22 protein-coding genes are annotated in these 24,312 nt (G+C 32.4%); 11 read left to right on the plus strand and 11 right to left on the minus strand.

Translation table 11 applies throughout. The features are described 5' to 3' along the window. Nucleotides 1-87: 87 nt before the first annotated feature. The 8 genes from mgtE to NYQ10_RS03985 all read right to left on the minus strand — a co-directional run bounded on the left by mgtE (nucleotide 88) and on the right by NYQ10_RS03985 (nucleotide 8,593). Nucleotides 88-1,437, minus strand: coding sequence for a magnesium transporter (mgtE, locus tag NYQ10_RS03950; RefSeq protein ID WP_289878986.1), 1,350 nt, complete (start codon nucleotides 1,435-1,437; stop codon nucleotides 88-90). Next, nucleotides 1,421-2,206 (minus strand): 16S rRNA (adenine(1518)-N(6)/adenine(1519)-N(6))-dimethyltransferase RsmA, encoded by a 786-nt coding sequence (gene rsmA, locus NYQ10_RS03955; RefSeq protein WP_276171709.1) that lies wholly within the window; start codon nucleotides 2,204-2,206, stop codon nucleotides 1,421-1,423. The genes mgtE and rsmA overlap by 17 nt, the downstream gene beginning before the upstream one ends. 163 nt (nucleotides 2,207-2,369) lie before the next feature. Then, nucleotides 2,370-2,681: a DUF4286 family protein gene (locus NYQ10_RS03960; RefSeq protein ID WP_289878987.1), complete on the minus strand. Its 312-nt coding sequence runs from the start codon at nucleotides 2,679-2,681 to the stop codon at nucleotides 2,370-2,372. A gap of 76 nt (nucleotides 2,682-2,757) precedes the next feature. Then, the gene (locus NYQ10_RS03965; protein ID WP_289878988.1) at nucleotides 2,758-4,539 is read right to left on the minus strand and encodes a tetratricopeptide repeat protein; all 1,782 of its coding nucleotides are present in this window, start codon (nucleotides 4,537-4,539) and stop codon (nucleotides 2,758-2,760) included. Between the two features lie 83 nt (nucleotides 4,540-4,622). After that, entirely contained in the window at nucleotides 4,623-5,465 is an 843-nt protein-coding gene (gene lgt / locus NYQ10_RS03970) for a prolipoprotein diacylglyceryl transferase (protein ID WP_289878989.1), read from the minus strand. A gap of 88 nt (nucleotides 5,466-5,553) precedes the next feature. Next, complete coding sequence (gene serS / locus NYQ10_RS03975) at nucleotides 5,554-6,825, minus strand: serine--tRNA ligase (RefSeq protein WP_289878990.1); 1,272 nt, start codon at nucleotides 6,823-6,825, stop codon at nucleotides 5,554-5,556. A 158-nt stretch (nucleotides 6,826-6,983) separates the two neighbouring features. Continuing rightward, nucleotides 6,984-7,904 (minus strand): hypothetical protein, encoded by a 921-nt coding sequence (locus NYQ10_RS03980; RefSeq protein WP_289878991.1) that lies wholly within the window; start codon nucleotides 7,902-7,904, stop codon nucleotides 6,984-6,986. 149 nt (nucleotides 7,905-8,053) lie between these two features. Next, entirely contained in the window at nucleotides 8,054-8,593 is a 540-nt protein-coding gene (locus tag NYQ10_RS03985) for a DMP19 family protein (RefSeq protein ID WP_289878992.1), read from the minus strand. A 167-nt stretch (nucleotides 8,594-8,760) separates the two neighbouring features. On the opposite strand from NYQ10_RS03985, the gene NYQ10_RS03990 reads away from it, so the two are divergent. Next, a complete protein-coding gene (locus NYQ10_RS03990) occupies nucleotides 8,761-9,210 on the plus strand; it encodes a hypothetical protein (protein ID WP_289878993.1) in 450 nt (149 codons plus the stop codon). Between the two features lie 4 nt (nucleotides 9,211-9,214). Here NYQ10_RS03990 and NYQ10_RS03995 read toward each other — a convergent pair whose 3' ends face one another. The 3 genes from NYQ10_RS03995 to NYQ10_RS04005 all read right to left on the minus strand — a co-directional run bounded on the left by NYQ10_RS03995 (nucleotide 9,215) and on the right by NYQ10_RS04005 (nucleotide 12,390). Beyond that, on the minus strand, nucleotides 9,215-10,771 hold the full coding sequence (locus NYQ10_RS03995; protein WP_289878994.1) for a patatin-like phospholipase family protein: 1,557 nt from the start codon (nucleotides 10,769-10,771) through the stop codon (nucleotides 9,215-9,217). Between the two features lie 121 nt (nucleotides 10,772-10,892). Continuing rightward, the gene (locus NYQ10_RS04000) at nucleotides 10,893-12,032 is read right to left on the minus strand and encodes a DinB family protein (RefSeq protein ID WP_289878995.1); all 1,140 of its coding nucleotides are present in this window, start codon (nucleotides 12,030-12,032) and stop codon (nucleotides 10,893-10,895) included. Nucleotides 12,033-12,162: 130 nt separating this feature from the next. Further along, entirely contained in the window at nucleotides 12,163-12,390 is a 228-nt protein-coding gene (locus tag NYQ10_RS04005; RefSeq protein ID WP_109191044.1) for a CDGSH iron-sulfur domain-containing protein, read from the minus strand. 468 nt (nucleotides 12,391-12,858) lie between these two features. On the opposite strand from NYQ10_RS04005, the gene metG reads away from it, so the two are divergent. The 10 genes from metG (at nucleotide 12,859) to NYQ10_RS04055 (ending at nucleotide 24,235) form a co-directional block, all read left to right on the plus strand. After that, a complete protein-coding gene (gene metG / locus NYQ10_RS04010; RefSeq protein WP_289878996.1) occupies nucleotides 12,859-14,994 on the plus strand; it encodes a methionine--tRNA ligase in 2,136 nt (711 codons plus the stop codon). 146 nt (nucleotides 14,995-15,140) lie between these two features. After that, a complete protein-coding gene (locus NYQ10_RS04015) occupies nucleotides 15,141-16,592 on the plus strand; it encodes a hypothetical protein (protein ID WP_289878997.1) in 1,452 nt (483 codons plus the stop codon). A 127-nt stretch (nucleotides 16,593-16,719) separates the two neighbouring features. Next, the gene (locus NYQ10_RS04020; RefSeq protein WP_289878998.1) at nucleotides 16,720-17,607 is read left to right on the plus strand and encodes a DMT family transporter; all 888 of its coding nucleotides are present in this window, start codon (nucleotides 16,720-16,722) and stop codon (nucleotides 17,605-17,607) included. Nucleotides 17,608-17,758: 151 nt separating this feature from the next. Beyond that, nucleotides 17,759-18,466, plus strand: a complete 708-nt coding sequence (locus tag NYQ10_RS04025; RefSeq protein WP_276171695.1) for an HAD family hydrolase — start codon at nucleotides 17,759-17,761, stop codon at nucleotides 18,464-18,466. After that, a complete protein-coding gene (locus NYQ10_RS04030; protein ID WP_289878999.1) occupies nucleotides 18,466-19,095 on the plus strand; it encodes a chloramphenicol acetyltransferase in 630 nt (209 codons plus the stop codon). The genes NYQ10_RS04025 and NYQ10_RS04030 overlap by 1 nt, the downstream gene beginning before the upstream one ends. 34 nt (nucleotides 19,096-19,129) lie before the next feature. Continuing rightward, nucleotides 19,130-20,518, plus strand: coding sequence for a hypothetical protein (locus NYQ10_RS04035; RefSeq protein WP_289879000.1), 1,389 nt, complete (start codon nucleotides 19,130-19,132; stop codon nucleotides 20,516-20,518). A 145-nt stretch (nucleotides 20,519-20,663) separates the two neighbouring features. Further along, nucleotides 20,664-21,791, plus strand: a complete 1,128-nt coding sequence (locus tag NYQ10_RS04040; RefSeq protein ID WP_289879001.1) for an OmpA family protein — start codon at nucleotides 20,664-20,666, stop codon at nucleotides 21,789-21,791. Nucleotides 21,792-21,915: 124 nt separating this feature from the next. Then, on the plus strand, nucleotides 21,916-23,364 hold the full coding sequence (locus NYQ10_RS04045) for a hypothetical protein (RefSeq protein ID WP_289879002.1): 1,449 nt from the start codon (nucleotides 21,916-21,918) through the stop codon (nucleotides 23,362-23,364). An 84-nt stretch (nucleotides 23,365-23,448) separates the two neighbouring features. After that, nucleotides 23,449-23,967, plus strand: coding sequence for a ferritin (locus NYQ10_RS04050; protein WP_276171690.1), 519 nt, complete (start codon nucleotides 23,449-23,451; stop codon nucleotides 23,965-23,967). 82 nt (nucleotides 23,968-24,049) lie between these two features. Next, the gene (locus tag NYQ10_RS04055) at nucleotides 24,050-24,235 is read left to right on the plus strand and encodes a hypothetical protein (RefSeq protein WP_091489749.1); all 186 of its coding nucleotides are present in this window, start codon (nucleotides 24,050-24,052) and stop codon (nucleotides 24,233-24,235) included. Nucleotides 24,236-24,312 lie beyond the last annotated feature (77 nt).

Consider the following 24,312-nt stretch of genomic DNA (forward strand, 5'->3'; position numbering starts at 1 on the left):
TGGTTGGTAAACAGCATTTTTCGCCTGCAAATTACGCAGATTTTAGAGATTTTTAATCACTCCAAAAGGCTAATTTGTGGCAAAAATCTAGAATCCGAGAATCAAATTTGCTACTCCGAAGTATAACATGATTCCGAATACGTCATTGGTTGTTGTAATAAACGGACCCGTTGCGATTGCAGGATCAATTTTATTTTTGTTAAGGAAAAGCGGCACCAACGTTCCTAAAGTTGCAGCAAAAAGAATCACAACAATCATCGAAATTGAAATAGCAAATCCGACTAAATACTGTTGGTACATTATTGAATGATAGCACAATAAAAGCAATGAAATGATACTTCCCGAAATCATAGAAACGGTAATCTCTTTTGTAAAATATCCACGACTAAAGTCTTTTAGCGTTCCGTTTGCTAAACCTTGCACAACAATTGCCGAAGCCTGAACACCGATATTTCCTGCTGTAGCAGAAAGTAAAGGCACAAAAATGATTAAAGTAGAATATTTTTGAAACGTCGCTTCGTTACCTTTTAAAACAAAAGATGCAACAATTTCGATTACCATTCCGATTAAAAGCCAAGGCAAGCGTGCTTTTGTTAGTTCGTAAACGCTGTCATTTGATTCTACGTCTTGCGTAATACCTGCCGCTAACTGGTAATCTTTGTCTGCTTCTTCTTTAATTACGTCTACGATGTCGTCAATTGTAATTCTTCCAACCAAACGACCTAATTCGTCAACAACTGGAATTGCCTCTAAGTCATACTTTTGCATGATACGAGCAACTTCAACATCTTCCGTATCAACATTTACAAAATTTAATTTTCGGATATAAACTTCCCCAATTTGAGTTTTGGTTGAAGAAGTCAGTAAATCTTTAAGAGAAAGTCTTCCTTTTAAGCGATTTTCATCATCAACCACGTAAATAGAATGTACTCTAGAAACGTTTTCTGCCTGAATTCTCATTTCTTTAACGCAGGTCAAAACATTCCAGTTTTCATTCACTTTTACAAGTTCTTTTCCCATCAAACCACCAGCCGTATTTTCGTCGTAACGCAAAAGATCAACAATGTCTTTGGCGTGTTCAACGTCTAATATTTCTGAGATTACTTCCGCTTTTATTTCTTGCGAAAGTTCAGCGATAATGTCGGCAGCATCGTTAGTTTCAAGCTCATCAAGCTCTTCTGCAATTTCTTTTGGCGAAAGTCGGCTTAAGATATTTTCACGCAGATCTTCTTCTAATTCCAGAAGAATTTCGGCTGTTTTATCACTATCTAAAACCTTAAAGATATAAGTTGCCTCGTCAAAATCTAATTCGTCTAAGATTTCGGCAATATCGGCATGGTGCAGATCATTAAGTAAAACTTCAAGTTCGTTGTCGTTTTTCTTATTGATTAGATCTTCTAACTGATGTATAAATTCTTTACTAACTTTGAACTCCATCGGCTTCTATTTTTTGAGTTAGTTCAATAAATTCATCGACACTTAACTGCTCGGGACGTTTATCAAAGATAGTGTCTTCTCGCAAATTGTCTGATAAATTTAATGTTTTCAAACTGTTACGTAATGTTTTTCGTCTTTGCTGAAAAGCCGTTTTTACAACCGTAAAAAATAACTTTTCACCACAAGGAAGACTATAATCTTCCTTTCGGGTCATTTTCATCACACCCGATTTCACCTTGGGCGGAGGAATAAAAACATTTTCGTCTACAGTAAACAAATACTCAGTATCATAGAAAGCCTGTGCTAGGACAGACAAAATTCCGTATGTTTTTGATCCTTTTTTCTCGCAGATTCGTTCTGCAACTTCCTTTTGAAACATTCCAGAAAATTCCGGAATCTGATCTCTAAATTCTAATGTTCTAAAAACAATTTGAGAAGAGATATTATAAGGAAAGTTACCAATAATAGCGAACTGCTTATTTTCGTAAACTTGATTTATATTGTATTTCAGGAAGTCTTCTGAAATAATTTTGTCTTTTAATTTTGGATAATTGGCATCCAAATACGCAACAGACTCTGTATCAATCTCGATTACTCGAGTAATAATGGGTTTATCAAGTAAATATTTAGTAAGCACACCCATTCCTGGCCCTATTTCTAAAACCTCATCGTACCCTTTTAGACTTAAAGTATCAGCAATTGCTTTTGCAATGCTTTCGTCTTTAAGAAAGTGCTGTCCTAAATGTTTTTTGGCTTTTACTTTTTCCATTTCATTTCTTGTTTGCCACGAGGCTGCAAAAGTATTCTTTTTGCATTAAAGGCACTAAGCTTCTTTAACTTTTTTTGCCACAAAGTCACAAAGACACAAAGTTTTATTTTTTTTCTCTCAGTTATGAAACTGAAAACTGTGACTGCGACTGAAAACTAAAAAATCAATGCTCAGAAATAACTTCTAACTCTGTTCTAAAAGAAAGCATTTTATCTGCAAATAAACCTAAAGCTTCTCTGTGAAATTCTGGTTCATCTTCGATATAAAATTTATCCAAAGTTTCTTTGCTATCTGTCACATATTGTGTTGAATAAGTGATTCCTCCCATTTCTTCTTCAACCAAAACTTTTACGATTCTTGCAGAAGAAAACTTCTGAGTTGCTAAAATTTCTGGTATGTGTTTTTCCTGCATCCATTTTAACCATTGGTCGTGAACGCTTTCGTGTATGTTTGTGGTAACGTTGTAAATGATCATTTCTTTTGATTTTAGATTTCAGACTTTAGATTTTAGATTCTTGTTGAAATCTAAAATCTAAAGTCTGAAGTCTGAATTATAGATTCTTATCCCCTCTTAACTCGCGGTATTTTTTTCTGGCATCTACAAAGTAAATGCTGTCTTGATGATTAAAAATTACCTTTTCATATAAAGACTTTGCCTTTTCTACATCTTTTAGTTCGTCGTTATAGATTTCTGCTGAGAAAAACAGCGCTTCGTCTACATAAATTCCGTCGCCGTGATTATCAATAATCTGCTGATATTGGCTTAAAGCCGAAGCAAAATCTTTCTGACTTTCGTAAACTTTTCCTAAACGCAATAACGTTACCGCTTCTATTTCTTGACCTTTAAAGGTTTTTAAAATATTCTGAAACTGAGCAATAGCTTCTTGTTTTTTATTTTGATAAATCAAAAAATCGCCTTTTGCAAATTGTTTCAGCGCCACTTGAGTCGAATCTGCAGCTGTATTATCATTAATTAAAAGAAAATATTCCAGTGCATCGTTGGCGATTAATTGCGTGTTGGCGGCTTTTAATTCTTTGAATTGTTTATTCGCCCATTCAAAATCGCCTTTGTAATAACTTGTTTTTGCTGCTTTCAAACTCGCTTCGTGCGCCATTACATCATTCTTTAAATCCAATTGAATTTGCGAATAATAAATCAACGCTTGATTGTATTTTTCTTCTAAAAGCAAAATATCAGCCAATTCCATTTTAGCGTCGGCTTTTTGATATTCGTTTAAATTTAATTCTAAAGCTTTTTTGACAACTGCTTTTCCTTCTTCTGTCTTTTTCAAATTAAAAGCCAAAAAATGGGCTTGAATAAGTTGCAAAGATAAGGTAAAAGGACTTATTTCATAAGTAGTAAGCAATTGCTTTAATTCTTGATCAATCGCAGGATATTCTTTTTCATCTGCTTTTTTGATTTTAATCTGCATCAAATTCGCATTCGATTGAATCAATAAATCTAAATCTTTTGTGTTTTGAAGAATGAAATTCAGAATTTCTGTAGCCGTTTCATCATCCTCTTCGTTCATTGCAAACTGACTCAGATTGACAATGCTTAACAACGATTCTGGTTCACGTTTGTAAATGGCTTTTTCTTGAATGAAGGCTTTTCCGAATTCTTTCTGCTGTACATAAAACCAGCTCAAATAATGATTCCAGAAAACGTCTTGATCTTTTTGCGTTTTAAGAATTAATGATTTTCGCATCGCATCTTTAAAAGCCGTGTTATCGGTTTCGCCATTCATGAATCGAGACAATTGTGTCTGAATCAAATTAGAATTTTGCGGATTTGCGAAAGATTCTGTCAGCAATAAATCGATCATCAAATCGGTTTTTCCTAGTTGACCGTAAAGCATACCGATTTGAAAATTGAAATTAAAAGTCGGCTGAATCTGCATTGCAGTCTGATAGGCTTTTAAAGCATATTCTAACAATACTTTTTTCTCGAAAGAATTGGCAATTCCGTAAACATCGTTTGGACTTATTTTTATCTTTTCGATTGCCTGATCGTAATAGCTTTTGGCTTTCGAATCGTTTTTCTGCAATTGAAAATTATATCCTAATTCGACCAAAAAAACGCCTTGTTTGTAGCGATTCAGACGTTCTTGAATTGCTTTTTCAGCATTTGCAAACTGCTGTAATTGCTGATAACAATCGACTGTTCTTAAAAAATATTGTGTGTTGGAAGGTGCATTTTTTAAAAGCTCTTCATAACTGATTTTCGCTTTTTCAAAATCTCCTTTATCATAATAATATTGCGCCAACTGCTCGTTTTGCGCAAATGCAAAACCAGAATATAATAAAACGATATATATTAATATGTTTCTCATATTTTTAGTTTTCAGTCTCAGTCTCAGTTTTTCAGTCTTATTAGAACTGTAAACTGTCACTGTCAACTGTGACTTTTTTTCAGTTACTGTAAACTGTCACTGTCAACTGTAACGTTTTTACTTTTCCAAAAAATCAATCCTAAACCAATTAATATAAACGGAATACTTAAAATCTGTCCCATATTAATCAGCATATCATTCTCGAAAGCTTCTTGATTTTCTTTAAAAAATTCGATTATAAAACGAGCTGCGAATAATAAAGTTAAGAAAGTTCCAAAGATTAAACCTTGTGCCTTTCTAATTTTTTCTGATTTGTACATATAAAACAGAATTCCGAAAATCAATAAATAAGCAAACGCTTCATATAATTGCGTCGGATGTCTAGGAATTAAATCATCTCTTTGAAAAACTACACCCCAATTTCCATTGGTTGGTTTTCCGTAGATTTCAGAATTCATAAAATTTCCCATTCTGATAAAAGCACCCGTTACAGGAACTGCAACCGACATTTTATCCAAAAGTCCTAAGAATTGTACTTTATATCTTCGGCAATATAAAATCATCGCCGTGATTACTCCTATTGAACCTCCGTGACTTGCCAAACCTTGATAACCAACAAATTCGTAAGCGCCTTTGATTTTCTGAATCGGTAAAAGAATTTCTATCGGATGTTTAAAGAAATAATCGGGTTCGTAAAAGAAACAATGTCCAAGTCTGGCGCCTAAAACGGTTCCGACAATAACATAAATAAGTAGACTGTCGAGATTGTCTAACGAAAGATTTTCTTTTTTATAAATATTTCTAACAATATAAAAGCCTAAAAGAAGTCCACAGGCAAAAAGAGCTCCGTAATATTTTAACGGAAAAGTATCTGTGATCCAGAAAATAACAGGATCTACGTTCCAATTTAATATTCCGTTTTTCATTGGTGTGAGTTTTTAGTTTTCAGTCGCAGTCGCAGTTTTCAGTCTAGTATTTAACTGAGACCGAAAACTGCGACTGAAAACTAAAAAACTAGTTTATAATATCAAATCCACAGTAAGGACGTAAAACTTCTGGTATCACGATTCCTTCTGGAGTTTGGTAATTTTCAATAATTCCGGCTAAAACACGAGGAAGTGCTAATGAACTTCCGTTAAGTGTATGCGCCAGCTGATTTTTTCCGTCTTTATCTTTAAAACGTAATTTCAAGCGGTTTGCCTGGAAAGTTTCAAAGTTAGAAACAGAACTAATTTCTAACCAACGATCTTGCGCGGTTGAAAACACTTCAAAATCATACGTTAAAGCAGATGTGAATCCCATATCACCTCCGCAAAGACGTAAAACTCTGTAAGGAAGTTTTAATTCTTTTAAAATCTCTTTTACATGCTCAACCATTCCGTCAAGCGCTGCATAAGAATTATCAGGATGTTCAACACGAACGATTTCTACTTTATCAAATTGGTGCAAACGGTTTAATCCGCGAACGTGTGCTCCGTAAGAACCTGCTTCGCGACGGAAACATGGCGTATACGCTGTATGCAAAACTGGTAATTCGCTTTCGTTTAAAATTACATCGCGGAATAAATTTGTAACTGGAACCTCAGCCGTTGGAATCAAATATAAATCATCAATTGTAGAATGATACATTTGTCCTTCTTTGTCTGGTAATTGTCCTGTTCCAAAACCTGAAGCTTCGTTTACCAAATGAGGAACCTGAACTTCATTATATCCTGCAGCGGTATTTTTGTCTAAAAAGTAATTTATTAAAGCGCGCTGTAAACGAGCCCCTTTTCCTTTATAAACAGGAAATCCTGCTCCAGTGATTTTTACACCCAATTCAAAATCGATAATATCGTATTTCTTTACCAATTCCCAATGCGGCTGCGCGCCTTCGTGTAAAGTAGGAATATCTCCTTCTTGGAAAACATTCAAGTTATCGTCTGGCGTTTTTCCTTCAGGAACAATATCTGCCGGAAGGTTTGGTAAAGTGTATAGTTTATTGGTTAACTCAACAGCCAAAGCTTCTGCTTTTTCGCTAAGTTCTTTACTTTTCTCTTTTAGTGAAACTGTTTTTTCTTTTAAGATTGCTGCTTTAGCTTTCTCTCCAGATTTCATCAATTCACCAATATCTTTGGACAATTTATTAGATTCTGATAAAGTATTGTCTAATTCTACTTGTGCAGCACGACGATTTTCGTCTAATTGAACCACCTCTTCCACAACGCTTTTAGCCTCGATATTTCGTTTTGCTAAAGCTTTGATTACTTTCTCTTGATTTTCTCTAATAAATGCAATTTGTAACATAGCTTGTTTTTTATAACTATTGTATTTTTTATAACGGAAGCAAATTTAATGAAATGTTTGTTAACATAAGGACAAAGTTTAAAAGGAAAACTTAAAACTCTTATAAACACCAAAAGCACTAAAAAAGTGCTTTTGAGATTGTTTCGATTTTATCCAGCTTATTCAAGAAAACGATGTCTGTCATCGCGATGAAAAGCATATTCTCTACCATTAAACTTCAGTTTCTCAGATTCTTTTTTGATTTTCAATTCCTTATTTTTTTCCATATCGCTTTCTAAACTATCTTCGATAGCTTCTTCATAAGAGAAATTTTTGGTCACAATTAAATCAAAATAGCCATTTGTTTTATTATCTCCCAAACTCATACCCGTTTCTAAAGTTTCGATCTGGTAAGTGCCATTTCCGTTAGAATCTCCATTGGTAAGGCGAATTGGATATTCGTATAAAAATTTCTTGATTTCATTATTTTCAAGAGTCAGTAAAGTAAATTTTTGTTCCGAATACAAAACTATTCTGCTACTTGCGATGGCTTCTGTATAAAAAGCAATTGCTGGAGTTGTTTCGTTGAGATATACCAGATTTTTCAAAATATGCGATTTAGAAAATCGAACTCCTTCGTTATGATAATATCCTAAATTAGCGTCAAATTCTTCGGCGATTATATTTCCGCTTTCGCGATCTACGAACAAATATTTACGCTGAAAATAATTTCCTAAATCATCAAAATCATCCGATTTTGGCTTTTTTTTGTTTTGTTCTACAATTGTGACAACAAAAAATGCCGTTTTTTGATCGAAATTGATAGAACTTGTCTCGTCAATTTTAATTTTCGAATATTTGATTTTAAGATTAGATGCCACTTTTGAAAGCAGCGGTAGATCCAATTCATCTGAATTTTCTATATTATCCAGATTTTTAAAAATGAGTTTTTTAAACTCTTTTCTATTTATATTAGAGTCTGTTTTTATCAGCGAAAGTAATTCCTGATTCTGAATCTCTGCTTCATTTTTAGTTTTTTCATTTTTACTGCAAGCGAATAAAAACAGCAAAACTCCACTAATTAGTATAGTTTTTTTCATAGGCATCAATTTAATAGTAGCATTTTTTTGGGTTCTCCAAATATATACTTTTCTTACAAAATCTGCCAGAAAAATTAAAATTTCAAAACTACTTTCTTAAAAACATAACTTATTTAGGCTTAAAACACCTTTTTTGCTGCCAAAATAATTTAATCTCTTTTGATTTCGTGACCAACAAATTCTTCTAAAGCGGCAAACATTTCTTCTACCGAAAGCACTTCAGTATCGGGATGCGATTTTAAAAATGCGGCATTAAGTTCGACTATATTTTCCTCCAATTCGAAATACGCATTGTTATTCAAAACATCGCGAAACGCATTTGGCGTGTCTGCTTTTTCTTTTAGAAATTTCGCTAATTTGATGTTGCTCTGCAAACGCAGTTTTCGAGATTGTTCTTTAAATAATTCCAAATGTTTTTCGGCACCAATTAAAGCTAAACCTTCTTCTATCAATTCGTTCAATTCTTTATTCCAGCCAGAATCGTGTACAAATTGCGAAAAATTTCCTTCGGCGTATTTTGAAGCATAAAAATCTAAATAATAACTCATTAAAGCATCTTCGTGAATTAAATCGTCGTCTATTTTTTCTTCGCGCATTAAATTGATTACGGAAATATTCGAATTTACAACGTCTTGAGGATTTTCGCTTTTTGCTGCTGTTTCTGAAATAATGATTTTACCGAATTCCATTTTGAATTTTATTTAAAAAGATTGTTTTGCAAAGTTGAGGGAAAAAATTGAAATATATACTTTTTACAATTTGAATTAAAACAAAAAAATAAACAGCTCTTACGCAACCATTTAAAAAAATAGCATCTGTTAAATAGAAAGTGTTTTCTAACTAAAATCAAAAAATCATGAAACAGATTTTCTTATTTTTTATTCTTCTATTTGTTTTTACAAGCTGTGAGAGCGAAGATTTACCAATTTCAGAGGTACAATATTCTGGAATAGCAAAAGGTGATTCTTTTCCTTATGACGAAAGTACTGCTTCAACATTTTTAGTCATTAAAAATACCAAAGCATGGAACAACCTAATGACAGAAATGAGTACTTCAAATGATTTAGTAAAAAATTTCAGTGAGACAAACATTGACTTCAATAAGTATCAAATTATTGCGATTATAGACAAAACTCAATACAATGGCGGGCATTCTATTGATATTTTAAAAATCAGTCAAAACCACAAGACCATAATTGTAAAAGTTGAAAAATTAAAAACTGGAGATTTAACGTCTAGATTATCTAGACCTTATGAAATTGTAAAAATAGCAAAGACAGACAAAAGGGTTGTTTTTGAGCAATAAAAACCTAAAACCCTTTATTCTCCACCAATAATTCTTTCAATTCATTAGTTTTCAAATACGCCGCAAAACGCCCGGAAAGAAGTAACATTTCTTTTTCTTCGGGCGTTATTTTTAGTTTGGTTTCAACGTGCGAAGCATATTCATAAAGCATTAAAAGTTCGCTTGCGCCGAAATCTTTAAAAGTTTCTTTATCTAAACTAGAAAGTAAAACTTCTCCATTTTTATCTTTTTTAAAACTATCAGAGCCAAATTTTTCAATCAGTTTTGCTTTAAAATCATTGTGAAGCTGAAGCCAACTTGCCGCTTCGTCGTCGGTATTTTTTAACTGCGAAACTAAATCTTCATATTTTTCATCTTTCTTCAAAGTTGACAAATGATTTCTTAAAGTTGTAAAACCAATAATTTGATAATTTGAAGTTGGAATTTTATAGCGTTCCAAAGCATTTTCTACATCTCTTTCAAAAGTCATATATCGAGTTTGAACCGTATATAAAGACGCAGTTTCTAATAACGAAAGTAGTCTAATTTTGCCATCGTTTATAAAAGGCGATTTTTTCCCTTGTCCCAAACAATCAATAAAAAGCGATTTTTTGTTTTTATCTTTCACTTTATTGTCGTTGTGGAGCAATTCAATCAAAGTTTCATAACCCATATTATCGGATGCTCCGCCATCGATCACGCACAAAATTTTATCCTGATTTTTGATTCCGAATTTGGTTTTAGGCAGAACGCCCGGAAAAGCAGAACTCGCCGTAATAGCATACGTAAGCGGAAAATCGTAACCATTATTAATTTGATTTTTGTCAAGCGGAAGTGACGCTTTATTTGGCGCTAAAGAAGAATTGATTTTTAAAGCGCGAATAATATGAGGCATAAACGGAAAACGTTCTCCGTTATTATAAGCAGTTCCGTTGGCAACCATAATAGGCAATTGCGGATTTTGCTTACTTTCTTTCGGAATAAAAAAATCAGACAAAAGCATTTGGGTTTTAAACTTATTCTGATTGTCTGGATTGGCGCTATCGTATTGCAAGACTTCCAAATCTAATCTTTGTGCCATGGAGACTTTTTCTCCTTTTTCGTTTCGGCTATTATTTAAAAGAGAAAAAAGTGTAGCCGATTTATTAACGTCCGATTTAAAGGCATCTGCTTTAGAAAAGTAAAATTCGTTGAAAGTGCAATTGTCGTATTGTAGTTTGTTTTTTAGAATCGTCAGATAATATCCAGCCGAATAACAGCCCCCGGAAACAGTAGAGAAATAATCGATTTCATTGAGAAAATTATGGTTTGATTTTTCTTCTTGAATTTCTTCTAATCCTAAAAGTACGCCTAGACTGAAAAACTGCGCTCTCGATCCGCCGCCCGAAATTCCAACTCCCAAAGCAATATTCGGATTTTGCAAACGAGAATCACGATCTTGAACTGATTTATATTCGCTTAAATTTATCGCAGGAATCGAATTATAATTGATTTCTGAAAATAGATTTATCTTGTTTTGAGCGATTCCTTCATTCATTAAAACCAAAAAAAAGAATCCTATTGAAAGTCTTTTAAATATCATAAACCGAAAACATTATTTTAACGTGTTTAAAATTAATGAATTAATTCAAAAAGAACCATTTAAGAAAACGCAAATTAAAAAATAAAAAACCGCATTTTTTATGATGCGGTTTTCATTTATCTTATTTTTTAATTTCCTGAGGAAGAACCTTTTTCTGCTCTTTTTGCTCTGGTGGAATTCGTTTTTTCAAAAACAAAATCTGCCCTAAATGACTCGACTGATGTTCCATAACGTGAAACCAACAATATTGGTTTGTCATATCATATTTTAATTGAACTTGTGCAAACCAAGCGTCATCTCTTTTCTTTAGTTCTTCAATTGTTTTGGCTCTAACTTCATTATAAATATCCAAATAATATTGAATCGGATGACCTTTAAATTCATCACGCCCGCCTTGATCAAGATTTAATGCGTTGTTCCAAATCTTCTTTTCTTCTTCATTAAAATCTCTATTTTCAAAAGTAAAAACCTGATAGTATTTTTCGGCAGCAGCCAAATGCATTACCAAAGCCCCAATTCTATTTGCTTCTTCATCATGAAGATAATCGATTTCATACTGGCTCATGTTTTTGACTGTTCTTTCAACGCGAGCTTTCAAATCTTCAAGCATCGAAATCATGTCGGCAATTTTTGGAGAAGCGCCTTCAACGTTTCCAATTTTAGCTTCTGGACGAGGCTTTATACCCGTTCCTTCGAGTAGTATACTGCTTTTTCCATCAACACTCGATTTATCAGAAGTAATTTTATATTCCTTAACTTTAACTATTGCATCTTTTGAAGTTCCCAAACTCCATTTTGGAATATCTCCGTTTTTTACAGGAATTTCAAAACTTGAATTTAAAACTGTAAAAGGCTCAAAAACTCCTTTATCATTTTCAATTAATAATTCAAATTTATCAAAATAGAATTTTCCATTATTAAGACACAAACCTCCAAAACTTAACGATTTACTATTTGCATCTAATGTTCCTTCTACGGTATAAGAATTCCATTCTTTAGATTTTATCGGCCGATCTTGCATGTTGTCAAAAAAGCCTTCTTCATCGTTTTTAGTATCGACACGCGCCCATACTCCTGCCCAAGCTGTCGGCTCTGCAGTTTCGACTTTAACCGAAGCTATTACTTTAAATTTTTTCTTGACTTTGGTCTGAATATCAATTGTCTGATTGAAAGATGTCCAATCGCTGGAGATTAATTTTTGTGTCTGTGCGTAATTTACACTGAAAAACAAAAATAACAGTGGTATTATTAATTTTTTCATTTTTGGAAAATTAAAAGTTGTGTAAATGTAAGATTGTTTTCTAAGTAATAACTTACTTTTACAAAAAAACTGCACAAAAAAACCGCATCCAAACAGAATGCGGTTTTCAATATTTAAAACTAGAAAAATCTTAGTTCGTTTTCATTGGCGGTAAATCGAAAGCAACGGAATCGTGTTCGAAGTTGTTTCTGTGTCCTCCGTCGCAGAAAGGTTTGTTGTTAGATAATCCGCAACGGCAAAGTCCTAATGCAGATCTACCTTGTAAACCGTAAAGCGCTCCTTCTGGGTCCATGATTTCAAAATCTCCTTCGATTTTGATTGATCCGTTTTTATTGATGATTAATTTAGTCTTGCTCATAAATTTTGTTTTTTTCGGATGCAAAGATTGCGAAATATATTCTCATTTATAAGCGCGAAACGTAGTTTAAACTGGTTCTATTTTATGAAGTTTTACCGCAAAGATACGCGGAGGTTTTTCGCAAAGATTCACAAAGATTCATTATGTTGTCAGGCTGAGCGAAGTCGAAGCCCGCAAAGATTTTTTATTACTCTAATTATTACCTATAAAGTTTGTCATTTCGACGAAGGAGAAATCTTCGCGAGAAACTCTACAAAGATTGGCAAAATTCTGTACGGAGCTACTTATGAAGATTTCTCCTTCGTCGAAATGACAAGATTGCGGAAAAAACTTTGTGACCTTGCGCCTTTGCGAGAACTAAATTCAAAAAAATCTTAGCGAATCTCTGTGTCTTTTTCTTTGCGAATCTCCGCGTAATATTAAAATCTCAATTCTATTGCTTATTTTTGCACTCAATAAAATTGAATTATGATACAAGATCCAAAGAGATATACGATCACGGCGGCATTGCCTTACACCAACGGACCTATTCATATTGGTCACTTGGCTGGGGTTTACGTGCCTGCAGATATATATTCTAGATATTTAAGATTGCAAGGAAAAGATGTAGCATTTATCTGCGGAAGCGATGAACACGGCGTTGCAATTTCGATGAAAGCCAAAAAAGAAGGAATTACACCGCAAGAAGTTATTGACAAATATGATGGAATTATCCGTAAATCGTTCTCAGATTTCGGAATTTCATTCAACAATTATTCTAGAACTTCTGCGAAAATTCATCATGATACGGCTTCGGAATTCTTTAGGACTTTGTATGATAAAGGCGATTTTATTGAAGAAGTTACAGAACAATTGTACGATGCAAAAGCAAATCAGTTTTTAGCAGACCGTTTTGTGGTTGGAACTTGCCCAAAATGTGGAAATGATGGTGCTTACGGTGATCAGTGCGAAAATTGCGGTTCTACTTTGAATGCAACCGATTTGATTAACCCGAAATCGACAATTACTGGAGAAACTCCAATTTTAAAATCAACTAAACACTGGTTTTTACCTCTTGATCGTTACGATGCATTTTTACGCGAATGGATTTTAGAAGGTCATAAAAACGATTGGAAAACGAACGTTTACGGACAAGTAAAATCTTGGATCGATGCTGGATTAGAACCTCGTGCCGTAACGCGTGACTTAGATTGGGGAATTGATGTTCCTGTTGAAGGTGCCGAAGGCAAGAAATTATACGTTTGGTTTGACGCACCAATTGGCTACATTTCTTCTACGAAAGAATGGGCTGCACGCGAAGGAAAAGATTGGGAACCATATTGGAAAGATCAAGACACAAAACTGGTTCACTTTATCGGAAAAGACAATATTGTTTTCCACTGTATCATTTTCCCAGCGATGCTAAAAGCTGAAGGAAGTTATATTTTACCAGACAACGTTCCAGCAAATGAGTTTTTGAATTTGGAAGGAAACAAACTTTCGACTTCTAAAAACTGGGCAGTTTGGTTGCACGAATATTTAGAAGAATTTCCAGATAAGCAAGATGTTTTGCGTTATGCTTTAACATCAAATGCTCCTGAAACAAAAGATAACGATTTTACTTGGAAAGATTTCCAAGCTAGAAATAACAACGAATTGGTTGCCGTTTTCGGAAACTTCGTAAATCGTGTTGTGGTTTTAACCAACAAATATTACGAAGGAGTTATTCCAACTCCAAACGAATTTACAGAAGTTGATGAACAAACTTTAGCAGAATTAAAAGCATATCCAGCCGTAATTTCAAGTTCGGTTGAGCGTTACAGATTCCGTGAAGCTTTAGGCGAATTGATGAATGTGGCTCGTTTAGGAAATAAATATTTAGCAGACGAAGAGCCTTGGAAAGTAATGAAAGACAATCCAGAGCGTGTAAAAACTCAAATGTATGTGGCGTTACAAATTGCTGCTGCGTTGAGCGTTTTGGCTGAACCGTTTTTACCTTTTACAGCTGCAAAACTTTCTAAAATATTGAATTTAGCTGATTTAAAAGAGCATTTTGCAGGTTTCAGCAAATTCTTGAAAGAGAAAGATCGCGATGCAAAAGACATTTTCCTTGATAAAACTTTAGGCTGGAATGACATTTCTGAAACTTCAGATTTACTTCCTGCTGGACATAAAATTGGCGAAGCAGAATTGCTTTTCGCTAAAATTGAAGACGAAGAAATACAAAAACAAATAGACAAATTGGAAGCAACAAAAACAGCAAATCTCGCCGAAAATAAACAAACTGAACCTCAAAAAGATTTAATTCAGTTTGAAGATTTTGCCAAAATGGATATTCGTATCGGAACTATTTTAGAAGCTGAAAAAATGCCAAAAGCAAACAAGCTTTTAGTATTAAAAGTTGATACGGGAATCGATATTCGTACGATTGTTTCAGGAATTGCTGAGAGTTTTTCTCCAGAAGAAATTATCGGAAAACGTGTTTCTGTTTTAGCGAATTTAGCGCCAAGAGCTCTTCGCGGTGTTGAAAGTCAAGGAATGATTTTGATGACAACAAATGCAGAAGGAAAACTAGTTTTTGTAAATCCAGATGCTGATGCGCCAAACGGATCAACCGTAAACTAAGTTTAAACATTATATAAATGGCGTGAATTGGTTAAATATAACTGATTCACGCTTTTCTTTTTAAAAAGTTTTATTGTGTGAATTTTCATATTTAAAAATTTAAGATATTAGCTCCGTAATTATCTAACCAAAAACAAATTAACTGTATGAAAAATAAAATACTCTTAGTTTACCTATTATTAAGCACATTAATATCATTTTCGCAAGAAATTGTAAGCTCTGTGCCTGTTCAATTAAAAAAGAATCGTGACATTTTTCAAGTTGTAAATAATGAAAAGAAAGATGTTACTTTATTTATCAGCGATAAAATAAAGGTAAAAGCCGTTCATCTAGACGAAAGCATGAAAATTGTGGATAGCATTTCTTCTGAAAGACCAGATACCAAAAAATACGACATGATGATTGGTTATAATATTAATGGCAGCAATCCTCGTTTATTCTGGGCATCAAATGATTACGAAGAAATTTTTGCTCAATTGTTTGATGTTTCAAATCAAAAAGTAACAACACAACAATATAATCTTGTTTTAAAAGAAGAAAAAATTCTGCAAAAGTTTAGCGACAGCGATAAATTTTACATTCTAACTGTCATCAAAAAAAGCAATTCTTTAAAATTACATGTTTTTGATAAAAATGGTGTTTATTCGGCAAGAGTTATCAATTTAGAAGGGTTTCATTTTTTCAAATCAGATTATACAAAATCAGATTTATATGGAATATTAGGCGAAAATCTGCTTCCATTTGAAGCTCCTTTTTCATTAAAAAACATCAATGTAGACAATCCTACATCATTAACCGATGCTGCCACAAAAAGAAAATGCTATTTTAACAACAAAACACTTGTATTAACTATTGATACAAATCCAGACTATACGCAAGCAATTGTAGTTGATTTAGAAAAATATACTGCTGTCGAAAAAATTATTCGATCAGCAGGTATTTCAAATGTTTCTTCTTCAGGATATAAAGTTCCTGTCACTTCAAATTCATTTTATTTTGACGATAAACTTTACATCTTAAAATCTTCTCCAGATCAATTTTTCTTTTCTATAAAAGATTTAGAAAACAACACATTAAAAGAATATAGCGCAACAGCTGATGCTCCGATTGATTTTAAAAATTCAGAGATTTATCAAGAAGGTGGAGATTTTGGAGGAAAAAGAACTTTAGAAACCAGTTCTCAATTCTTAAGAAAAATTGTTAATCTAAATGCTGGACTTTCTTGTTATCATATCGGACAAAATACATTAATTACTTTTGGCGGTATTTCTTCGATGGGGCAATCTGCGGGACAAGTAACGGCTAATCAATTCGGACTTATTGGTGCTCTTGTTGGTGCCGCTTTCTTTAGTCCGACAATGGATAATTTCAATTCTTATGCTAACAGGAAAGTAGTTAAAATTGAAGGACTTTTTGACAACGAAGGAAATCATGTTAAAGGTGATTTGCAGCCGCTAGCATTCGATAAAATCCGTACCTTTTTTGATGACAATAAAGATGTCTCTTCTCAAACTTTGTTTAATTTGAAAGCTGCTTATTATTTAGGGTATTACGACAATAAAACAAAAGAATATACGATTAGAAAATTTATAGATTAATTCGATAAAAAATAATTTAAAAAGCGCGAATCGACTACTATTTTTTAACTGATTCGCGCTTTTTACTTTCAAAGTATTCACTTTCTAAAGTATCTTTGAAAAATTATACAAGATTAAAATTCATTAAATGAAACTCACAAAACCAAGATTAGCTTTAATCTGCGGTATCCTTTGCATCTCGATTTTCCCGATATTGGTAAAATTACGTTTAACTCCAGGATTAATTTCGGCTTTTTACCGCATGTTTTTTGCCGTAATTCTTTTATTACCTTATGTTCTATTTAGTGGCAACTTTAAGCTTCCGAGTTTAAAATTTACGCTTTTGGCGACGCTTTGTGGCGTTTTATTTTCTTCTGATGTTGCTGTTTGGAATATTGCTATTCAAGATTCTAGCGCAACACAAGCTTCTTTATTAACAAATTTATCTCCAGTTTGGGTTGGAATTGGTTCTTTTTTATTCTTAAAATCAAAACCTGCAACTAATTTCTGGATTGGCACAATCGTTTCATTATTCGGAATGGTCACTTTGGTTGGTTTTGAATTTTTTATTGATTTGAATTTCAATCAAGCATTTCTATTTGCGGTTTTATCTGGAATCTTATATTCAATATATCTTTTAGTCAGTAAAAATGTGCTTTCAGAAGTTGATGTTCTTTCGTTTATGACGATAAGTTTAACTGCTTCGAGTATTTATTTAGGAATTCTGTGTTATTCTTTAGACCAACCTTTTACAGGATTTTCAGATATGGGATGGTTTGTATTGGTTTTGCAAGCTGTAATTTGCCAATTGTGCGCCTGGCTTTCGATTAGTTATGCCACGCAACACATGCGAGCGACTAGAGTTTCTTTGAGTTTATTGAGTCAAGCGGTAATTACCTCTATTTTAGCTTGGTTGTTTTTGGAAGAAAAAATAACTTTACAAATGGTTTTCGGCGGAATAATTCTGCTTTTCGGAATCCGAATTACTTTTTACGATAAAACAATTTCTTTGAAAAGACTTTTTTCTAATAACTAAAATTAAAATTTCTCTCGCAGATTTGGCAGATTGAGCAGATAAAAATCATTTTAATCCTTTCAATCTGTAGCAAAAAAATAGTGCTAATTCGTGAAATTATAGGCAAAAAAACCTGAAACAAAGAAAACTTTAAACCTGAAACAAAAACATTATGTTACATAAAACTAAAATACCAAACCTAAAAGTAATCGCATTTGATGCCGATGATACTTTATTTGTAAACGAACCTTATTTTCAGGAAACAGAACATAAATTTTGTGCTTTGATGGAAGATTATCTTTCGCATCAAGGAATTTCGCAAGAATTATTCAAAATTGAAATTGCCAATCTGTCTTTGTACGGATACGGAATCAAAGGTTACATTCTTTCTATGATTGAAGCGGCAATGAACATTTCCAACAAAACAATTCCAGTTGAAGTTATCGAAAAAATTATTCAATACGGAAAAGAATTACTCGAAAAACCAATCGAATTATTAGACGGAGTTGAAGAAACTCTTCAGTCTTTGCACGGAAAATACAAATTGGTTGTGGCAACAAAAGGCGATTTAAAAGATCAGCAAAGCAAATTGCATCGTTCTGGTTTAGGACATTATTTTCATCATATCGAAGTGATGTCAGACAAACAAGAAATTGATTATGAAAAACTTATCGGTCGTTTAGATATTCAAGCACACGAGTTTTTGATGATCGGAAACTCATTAAAATCAGATGTTCTTCCGGTTCTAGGAATTGGCGGTTATGCCGTTCATATTCCGTTTCACACGACTTGGGAACACGAAAAAATTAATCATACGATAGAACACGAGCATTTTAGTTCATTTGAAACTATTGCAGAAGTTGTTCCGAATTTATTATAATGAAAACACTTTTAGATTTAGAAAATTGGAATAGAAAAGAGCATTTCGCCCATTTCAGACAAATGGAAGAGCCTTTTTTTGGCGTAACTGTAGAAATTGATTGCACTCGAGCGTATCAAACCGCAAAAAGTATGAACGCTTCTTTTTTTATTTTCTATTTGCATAAAACTTTAGTTGCTGTAAACGCAATCGAAAACTTTAAATATAGAATTTCTGAAAACCAAATTTATATTAACGATCGTGTTGATGCTTCGGCTACAATTGGGCGTGAAGATGGAACTTTCGGATTTTCATTAATCGAATATAATCCAGATTTTAAAACATTCGAACAAATTGCATTAACAGAAATAGAACGAATTCAAAACACAACGGGACTTTTTACAAGATCTTTTGATGACGATAATCTGATTCATTTTTCTGCAATTCCGTGGTTAAATTTTAGTTCCATTACTCATGCTCGCAGTTTTACATATCCAGACAGCTGTCCGAAAATTTCATTTGGAAAAATGATAACTTCCGAAACAGGAAAAAAAACCATGTCTATGGCGGTTTATGTACATCACGGTTTAATGGACGGAATGCATGTTGGTCAATTTGTAGATTATTTTCAAGACCTTATGAATCAGTGATTTAAAAAGGAATAATTTTTGTAGCTATAAAAACATGAAACAAATCTTACTTTTTTTGTCTTTATTTTGTAGCACCGTTTTGTTAAGCCAAACGGTTCTAACTTCATATCCTTTAGATTTAAAAAATAAGAAACAACGACTTGATTTTGTAAATGCAGAAAACACCATCACACACGATGTATTTGTTTTTTTAGCTACAGACAGTCTTTCTATACTAAAATACAATAGCGCTTTATTTTTAAAACAAAAAATAGTAACGTCACGAAAATTTGTTGAAGATAGATCTTTAATTGGCTATAGTTTTAGCGAAGATGGAAATCCTATATTGTATTGGTTTTCTGCGGCCGACAAAAGTATTATTTTGATTAAATATTATTTAGAAAACAATACAAGCCGTGCTTTAAAATTTCGAATTCCGTTAGAAGACAAATCGCTTTTGAATTATTATCAGAAAGATAATAATTTTTATTTGCTGATGAAGGATAAAACGAAAGAAGGTTTAACCGCTTTTATTTTTAAGAACGGAATAGCTGAAGAAAAATATCTCGATTTTTCTCCTTTTGTATTTCGCGACAGAAAAACACAGCAAAAAACATTCAATCAGATTCTAAGAGAAAATCCTATTGAAAAAATGGATTCCGGAGAATATAATCCTCTTTATAAAGTAACTTCGAAAAGCAAATTATATACGCTTCCCAATCGTTTAATTTTGACCTTAGACCAAAGTCTTAGAAAAACACAATTATTCGATATTAATTTGAATAACTTAGAAATAAAAGAAAAAACTTTTTTACAGCCAGTAGGTCAAAAAAACTCAAAAAAATCAAACTCTTATTATCACGAAAATAAATTATATCAAGTAAATGTTAATGCTGAACAACTTTTATTAGATATTAAAGATTACGAATCAGAATCGTCTTTGAAAACATTTATTGTTTCAAAAAAAGATACTATTCAATTTAAAAATTCTCCTTTATTGCTACAAATCAATGACCGAAAACCAAGAGAATTAAAAAACACAAGCAAATTTCTACAAGAATTAGCAACAACAGATGTTGGCATTTCTGTTTTCAAAAACAAACAAAATCTATTTTTGACTTTGGGCGGAACTGGAATGCAATCAAAATCGATTACCGCTGTAGATATGATGCCCGATTTTTATAGCGATTTCATGCCTCCAAGTTATTATAATATAGACACTTATTATTCTGTATTTTTCGAAAGTGTTTGGAGCAAAAAACTCGAAACAACCAATCAAAATCAAGAACCTCTTGCTGGCGATAAAATTTATGCTTTTATAGATAGCAATAAAGGAATTTTTCCTTCGAATACTCTAAAGTTAAGCAATTATAGCATTTTAGGATATTATGATCCTAATTCTAAACAATACGTTTTGCGTAAATTCACAGACGGATTCAACTAAAAAAACTCAATATCAATCACTTATAAAAACACAGAGTTTATTTAACACTCTTGTTACCTTATTTTAATACCTTTTTGACTTATAGAGGAAGTATTTACTTACAATAAATTGTTGTTTTGGCTCAAATTTAAAATCTCAAATAACAATGAAAAAAGTTATAATGACTCTTGCCTTTGCTCTGGCGTTAACAGGAGCACATGCGCAAACAGAAAACAACAGCGGATTTAATAAATGGTCTATAGAATTTGCTGGTGGTTTGACTAAACCTCAACGCCCATTAACTGCAGGTTATTCTACAGACACTCCAAGCCCTTGGGTTGGTGATTTAGGAGTTCGTTATATGTTTAACAACAAATTTGGTTTGAAAGCTGATTTTGGATACAACAGTTTTACAGCAAAAAACAATTCTTTAGATTTTGATTCAAAATACTATAGAGTAGATTTACAAGCTGTTGCAAACTTAGGACGTATTATGAACTTTGAAACTTGGACTAATACATTTGGTTTATTAGGTCATGCAGGTTTTGGGTATGCTCAATTAAGAAGTGATAATTTTAAAGGAGCTGACGAAGTAGGTAACTTTATTGCGGGTGTAACTGGACAAATTCGTTTATCAAATAGAGTAGCCTTGACTGGTGATTTCTCAACTATTTTAAACGCATCGCAAGATCGTACTTTTGATGGAGCAAATATTGAAGGAAACAGAGGTTTTTCTGGATTGCTTTTTAATGGTACATTAGGGTTAAATGTGTATTTAGGAAAAAACACAAAACATGCAGATTGGGCAGTAATGTCTAGCAATAATGTTGATCTTACATCTTTAGAAAACAAAGTAGCAGATCTTGAACAACAAATTAAAAACAAACCTGCACAAAAAGAAATCGTTGTAGAAAAACAAGTTCCTGCACAACCTGTAGATAATGATTTGATTAAAAGAATGATCAATGACAAATATTACAGTGTTTATTTTGATTTCAATAAAACAACTCCTATCGAAAACTCAACTGCGTCAATCGATGTTGTTTTAAATTATTTAAGAAAAAATCCTTCTGCTTCTCTTGATTTAGTAGGTTACGCTGATCAAGTTGGAAAAGCAGATTATAATGAAAGACTTTCTAACACTAGAGCAAATAATGTAAAAACTATTTTTGAGCAAGCAGGAATCGCTTCTTCTCGTTTAAATGTTATTGCAAATGGTGCAGATACATCAATTAAGAAAGATTCTGACGAAGCTAGAAGATTAGCTAGAAGAGTTACTTTTATTGTAAAGTAATTTCTTTTTAGAATTATAAACCAAAAGTCCTTAAGATATTTTCTTAAGGACTTTTTTTATTGCTTAAATTTAATTCCGTAATAGCTTACAAAATTTTGGAATAAAATTTGATGATTTTCAATTTATGAAAAAACTACTACTTCTCTTCGTTTTGTTTTCAAAAACAGTTCTGTTTAGTCAAACAGTGCTAAATTATTTGCCTTTAAATCTAAATAATTTAGATAAAACCCAAATTCTAAATATTGAAGATGAGGCAAACCACGATATTTACGCTTTTGCCTGGGACAATAAAAACATCAATATTTTAAAATATGACAAGTTTTTATTTCTAAAAAATCGCTTTACAGATTCTATAAGACAGGAAATGAGCAGGAATCTAATGGGCGCAACAATTAATGATGAAAAAAAACCAACCTTATATTGGATTTCTCCAAATTATAGGAATCTGTTGCTTAAAACTTATGACCTGGAAAAAAATACTTCAGAGTCTTTAAGTTTTACTTTTCCAGAAAATCACAATTACATTATCACTTATTTTCATCAGCACAGTACTTTTTATCTTTTAGCAAAAGAAAAAGAAACTGACCACTTACTTCTTTATAAATTTAAAGATGGGAAATGCGTAATAATGATGTTCGATTTTTCTAATTTCATTTTTAAAAATGAAAAAAATATAGCATTCTCTTTTAATGCGCTTATTAAACGTTTTCCACTGAGAAAAATGGAGTCAGACGTTCTTAATCCGATAGATTTAGCTTCTAAAATAAATAAATTATATGTGCTTGAAGATCATATTCTTTTGACATTTGACTATAACACGACAAAAACTCAAGTGTTTGATCTTAATACGATTACTGGAGAAATTAATGAAAAAGAATTTAAGCAGCCTATTTCAAAAAACGCAGCCAAAAACTCAAATTCATTTTATAACGAGAAAAAACTCTTTCAAATAACCTCAAACAAAGACGAATTTTTATTTGAGATAAAAGATTTTGAGACTGAAAAGACCATAAAGAATTATTCTTTTTCAAAAAATGACACTATTGTTTTTAAAAGATCTCCATTTTTTATGCAAATTGACAATAATAGACCGCAACAATTAAAAACTACTGCAAAATTTCTAAAACATTTAGATGGACTTTCTGCTGGTATTTCGGTTATAAAAAAAGAGAAAAACAGTTTTATCACATTTAGCGGTTTTGGAGAATACATTGATTACAGTTACTACGCGCCTATTAATTATGAAGGTTTCATTGAATCATCTCCTTATGCTATAAGTAAAATAGTTTATTTTGATGGTCTTTTAAACGAAAATTGGAATCCTGTAACAGCTCCATATTTACCAATGGCAATGGAGAATCTATTTTATTATTTAGGCAGCAATAAAGAAATTTCCTTATATGATGCATTAAAATTAAAAGATTATACTATTTTGAGCTATTATGACAACGTTTCCAAACAGTTTGTTATGCGAAAATTTACTGATGGTTTTATGCAAGACAACGGAAATCCGATTATGAACAAAGCACAATTTTCCAAACCTTTCTCTTTTGGTAATATAAGATCTTATTAATCGATTCAAAATGCCTAATGTTTTCGGGCTTTCGAAAAAACGGAATGGATTATTTTTCTTAATTTTACAAAAAAGACACATATTATGCTATCAAAAAATATTGAATCGGCTTTAAATAAGCAAATTAGAATAGAAGCAGAATCTTCGCAAACTTACCTTTCTATGGCTTGTTGGGCAGAAGTACACGGATTAGAGGGAATCGCTCAATTTATGTATACGCAGTCAGATGAAGAGCGTGCACACATGCTTAAATTGGTAAAATTTGTAAACGAACGTGGAGGTCACGCTCAAATTACAGATTTAAAAGCGCCTAGAATAAGTTATTCTACTTTTAAAGAAATGTTTGAAGAGCTTTACAATCATGAACTTTTTGTTTCTAAATCTATTAACGAATTGGTACACATTACTTTTGAAGAAAAAGATTATGCAACACATAATTTCTTACAATGGTATGTTTCTGAGCAAATCGAAGAAGAAGCTACGGCTAAATCTATTTTGGATAAAATCAACTTGATTGGTGAAGATAAAGGCGGACTTTACTTGTTTGACCGTGATATTCAGCAATTAACGGTGACTAGTTCTATCGCTATTAATCCAAAATAAAAAAAGTTAAAGTTTATTTAGAATATTTAAAAATTACTTTTTTCCTTTATATTTGTCTCTGTTTTTATAATACAGAGGAAAATTGGGCAAGAAAGAAAAAGACAAGGAGAAGAAAAAGGATAAAAAGAAAAAGAAAAATTCTGAAATCCTTGATAAGATCAAGAAGATTGAAAACTGTAAATCTTCTTGCTGTGAGAAATACAAAAAAAGCGAAAAGAAGCGTTGCTCACGTTGTCCTATGTTTGATTTATTCAAAAAAACTGCTTAACAAAATATAGAAAAACCCATCAGATTTCTCTGGTGGGTTTTTTAGTTTTAAATTGCAGTCTACTTCTGATTTTAAAT

Source organism: Flavobacterium johnsoniae, assembly GCF_030388325.1.
Lineage (GTDB): Bacteria > Bacteroidota > Bacteroidia > Flavobacteriales > Flavobacteriaceae > Flavobacterium > Flavobacterium johnsoniae_C.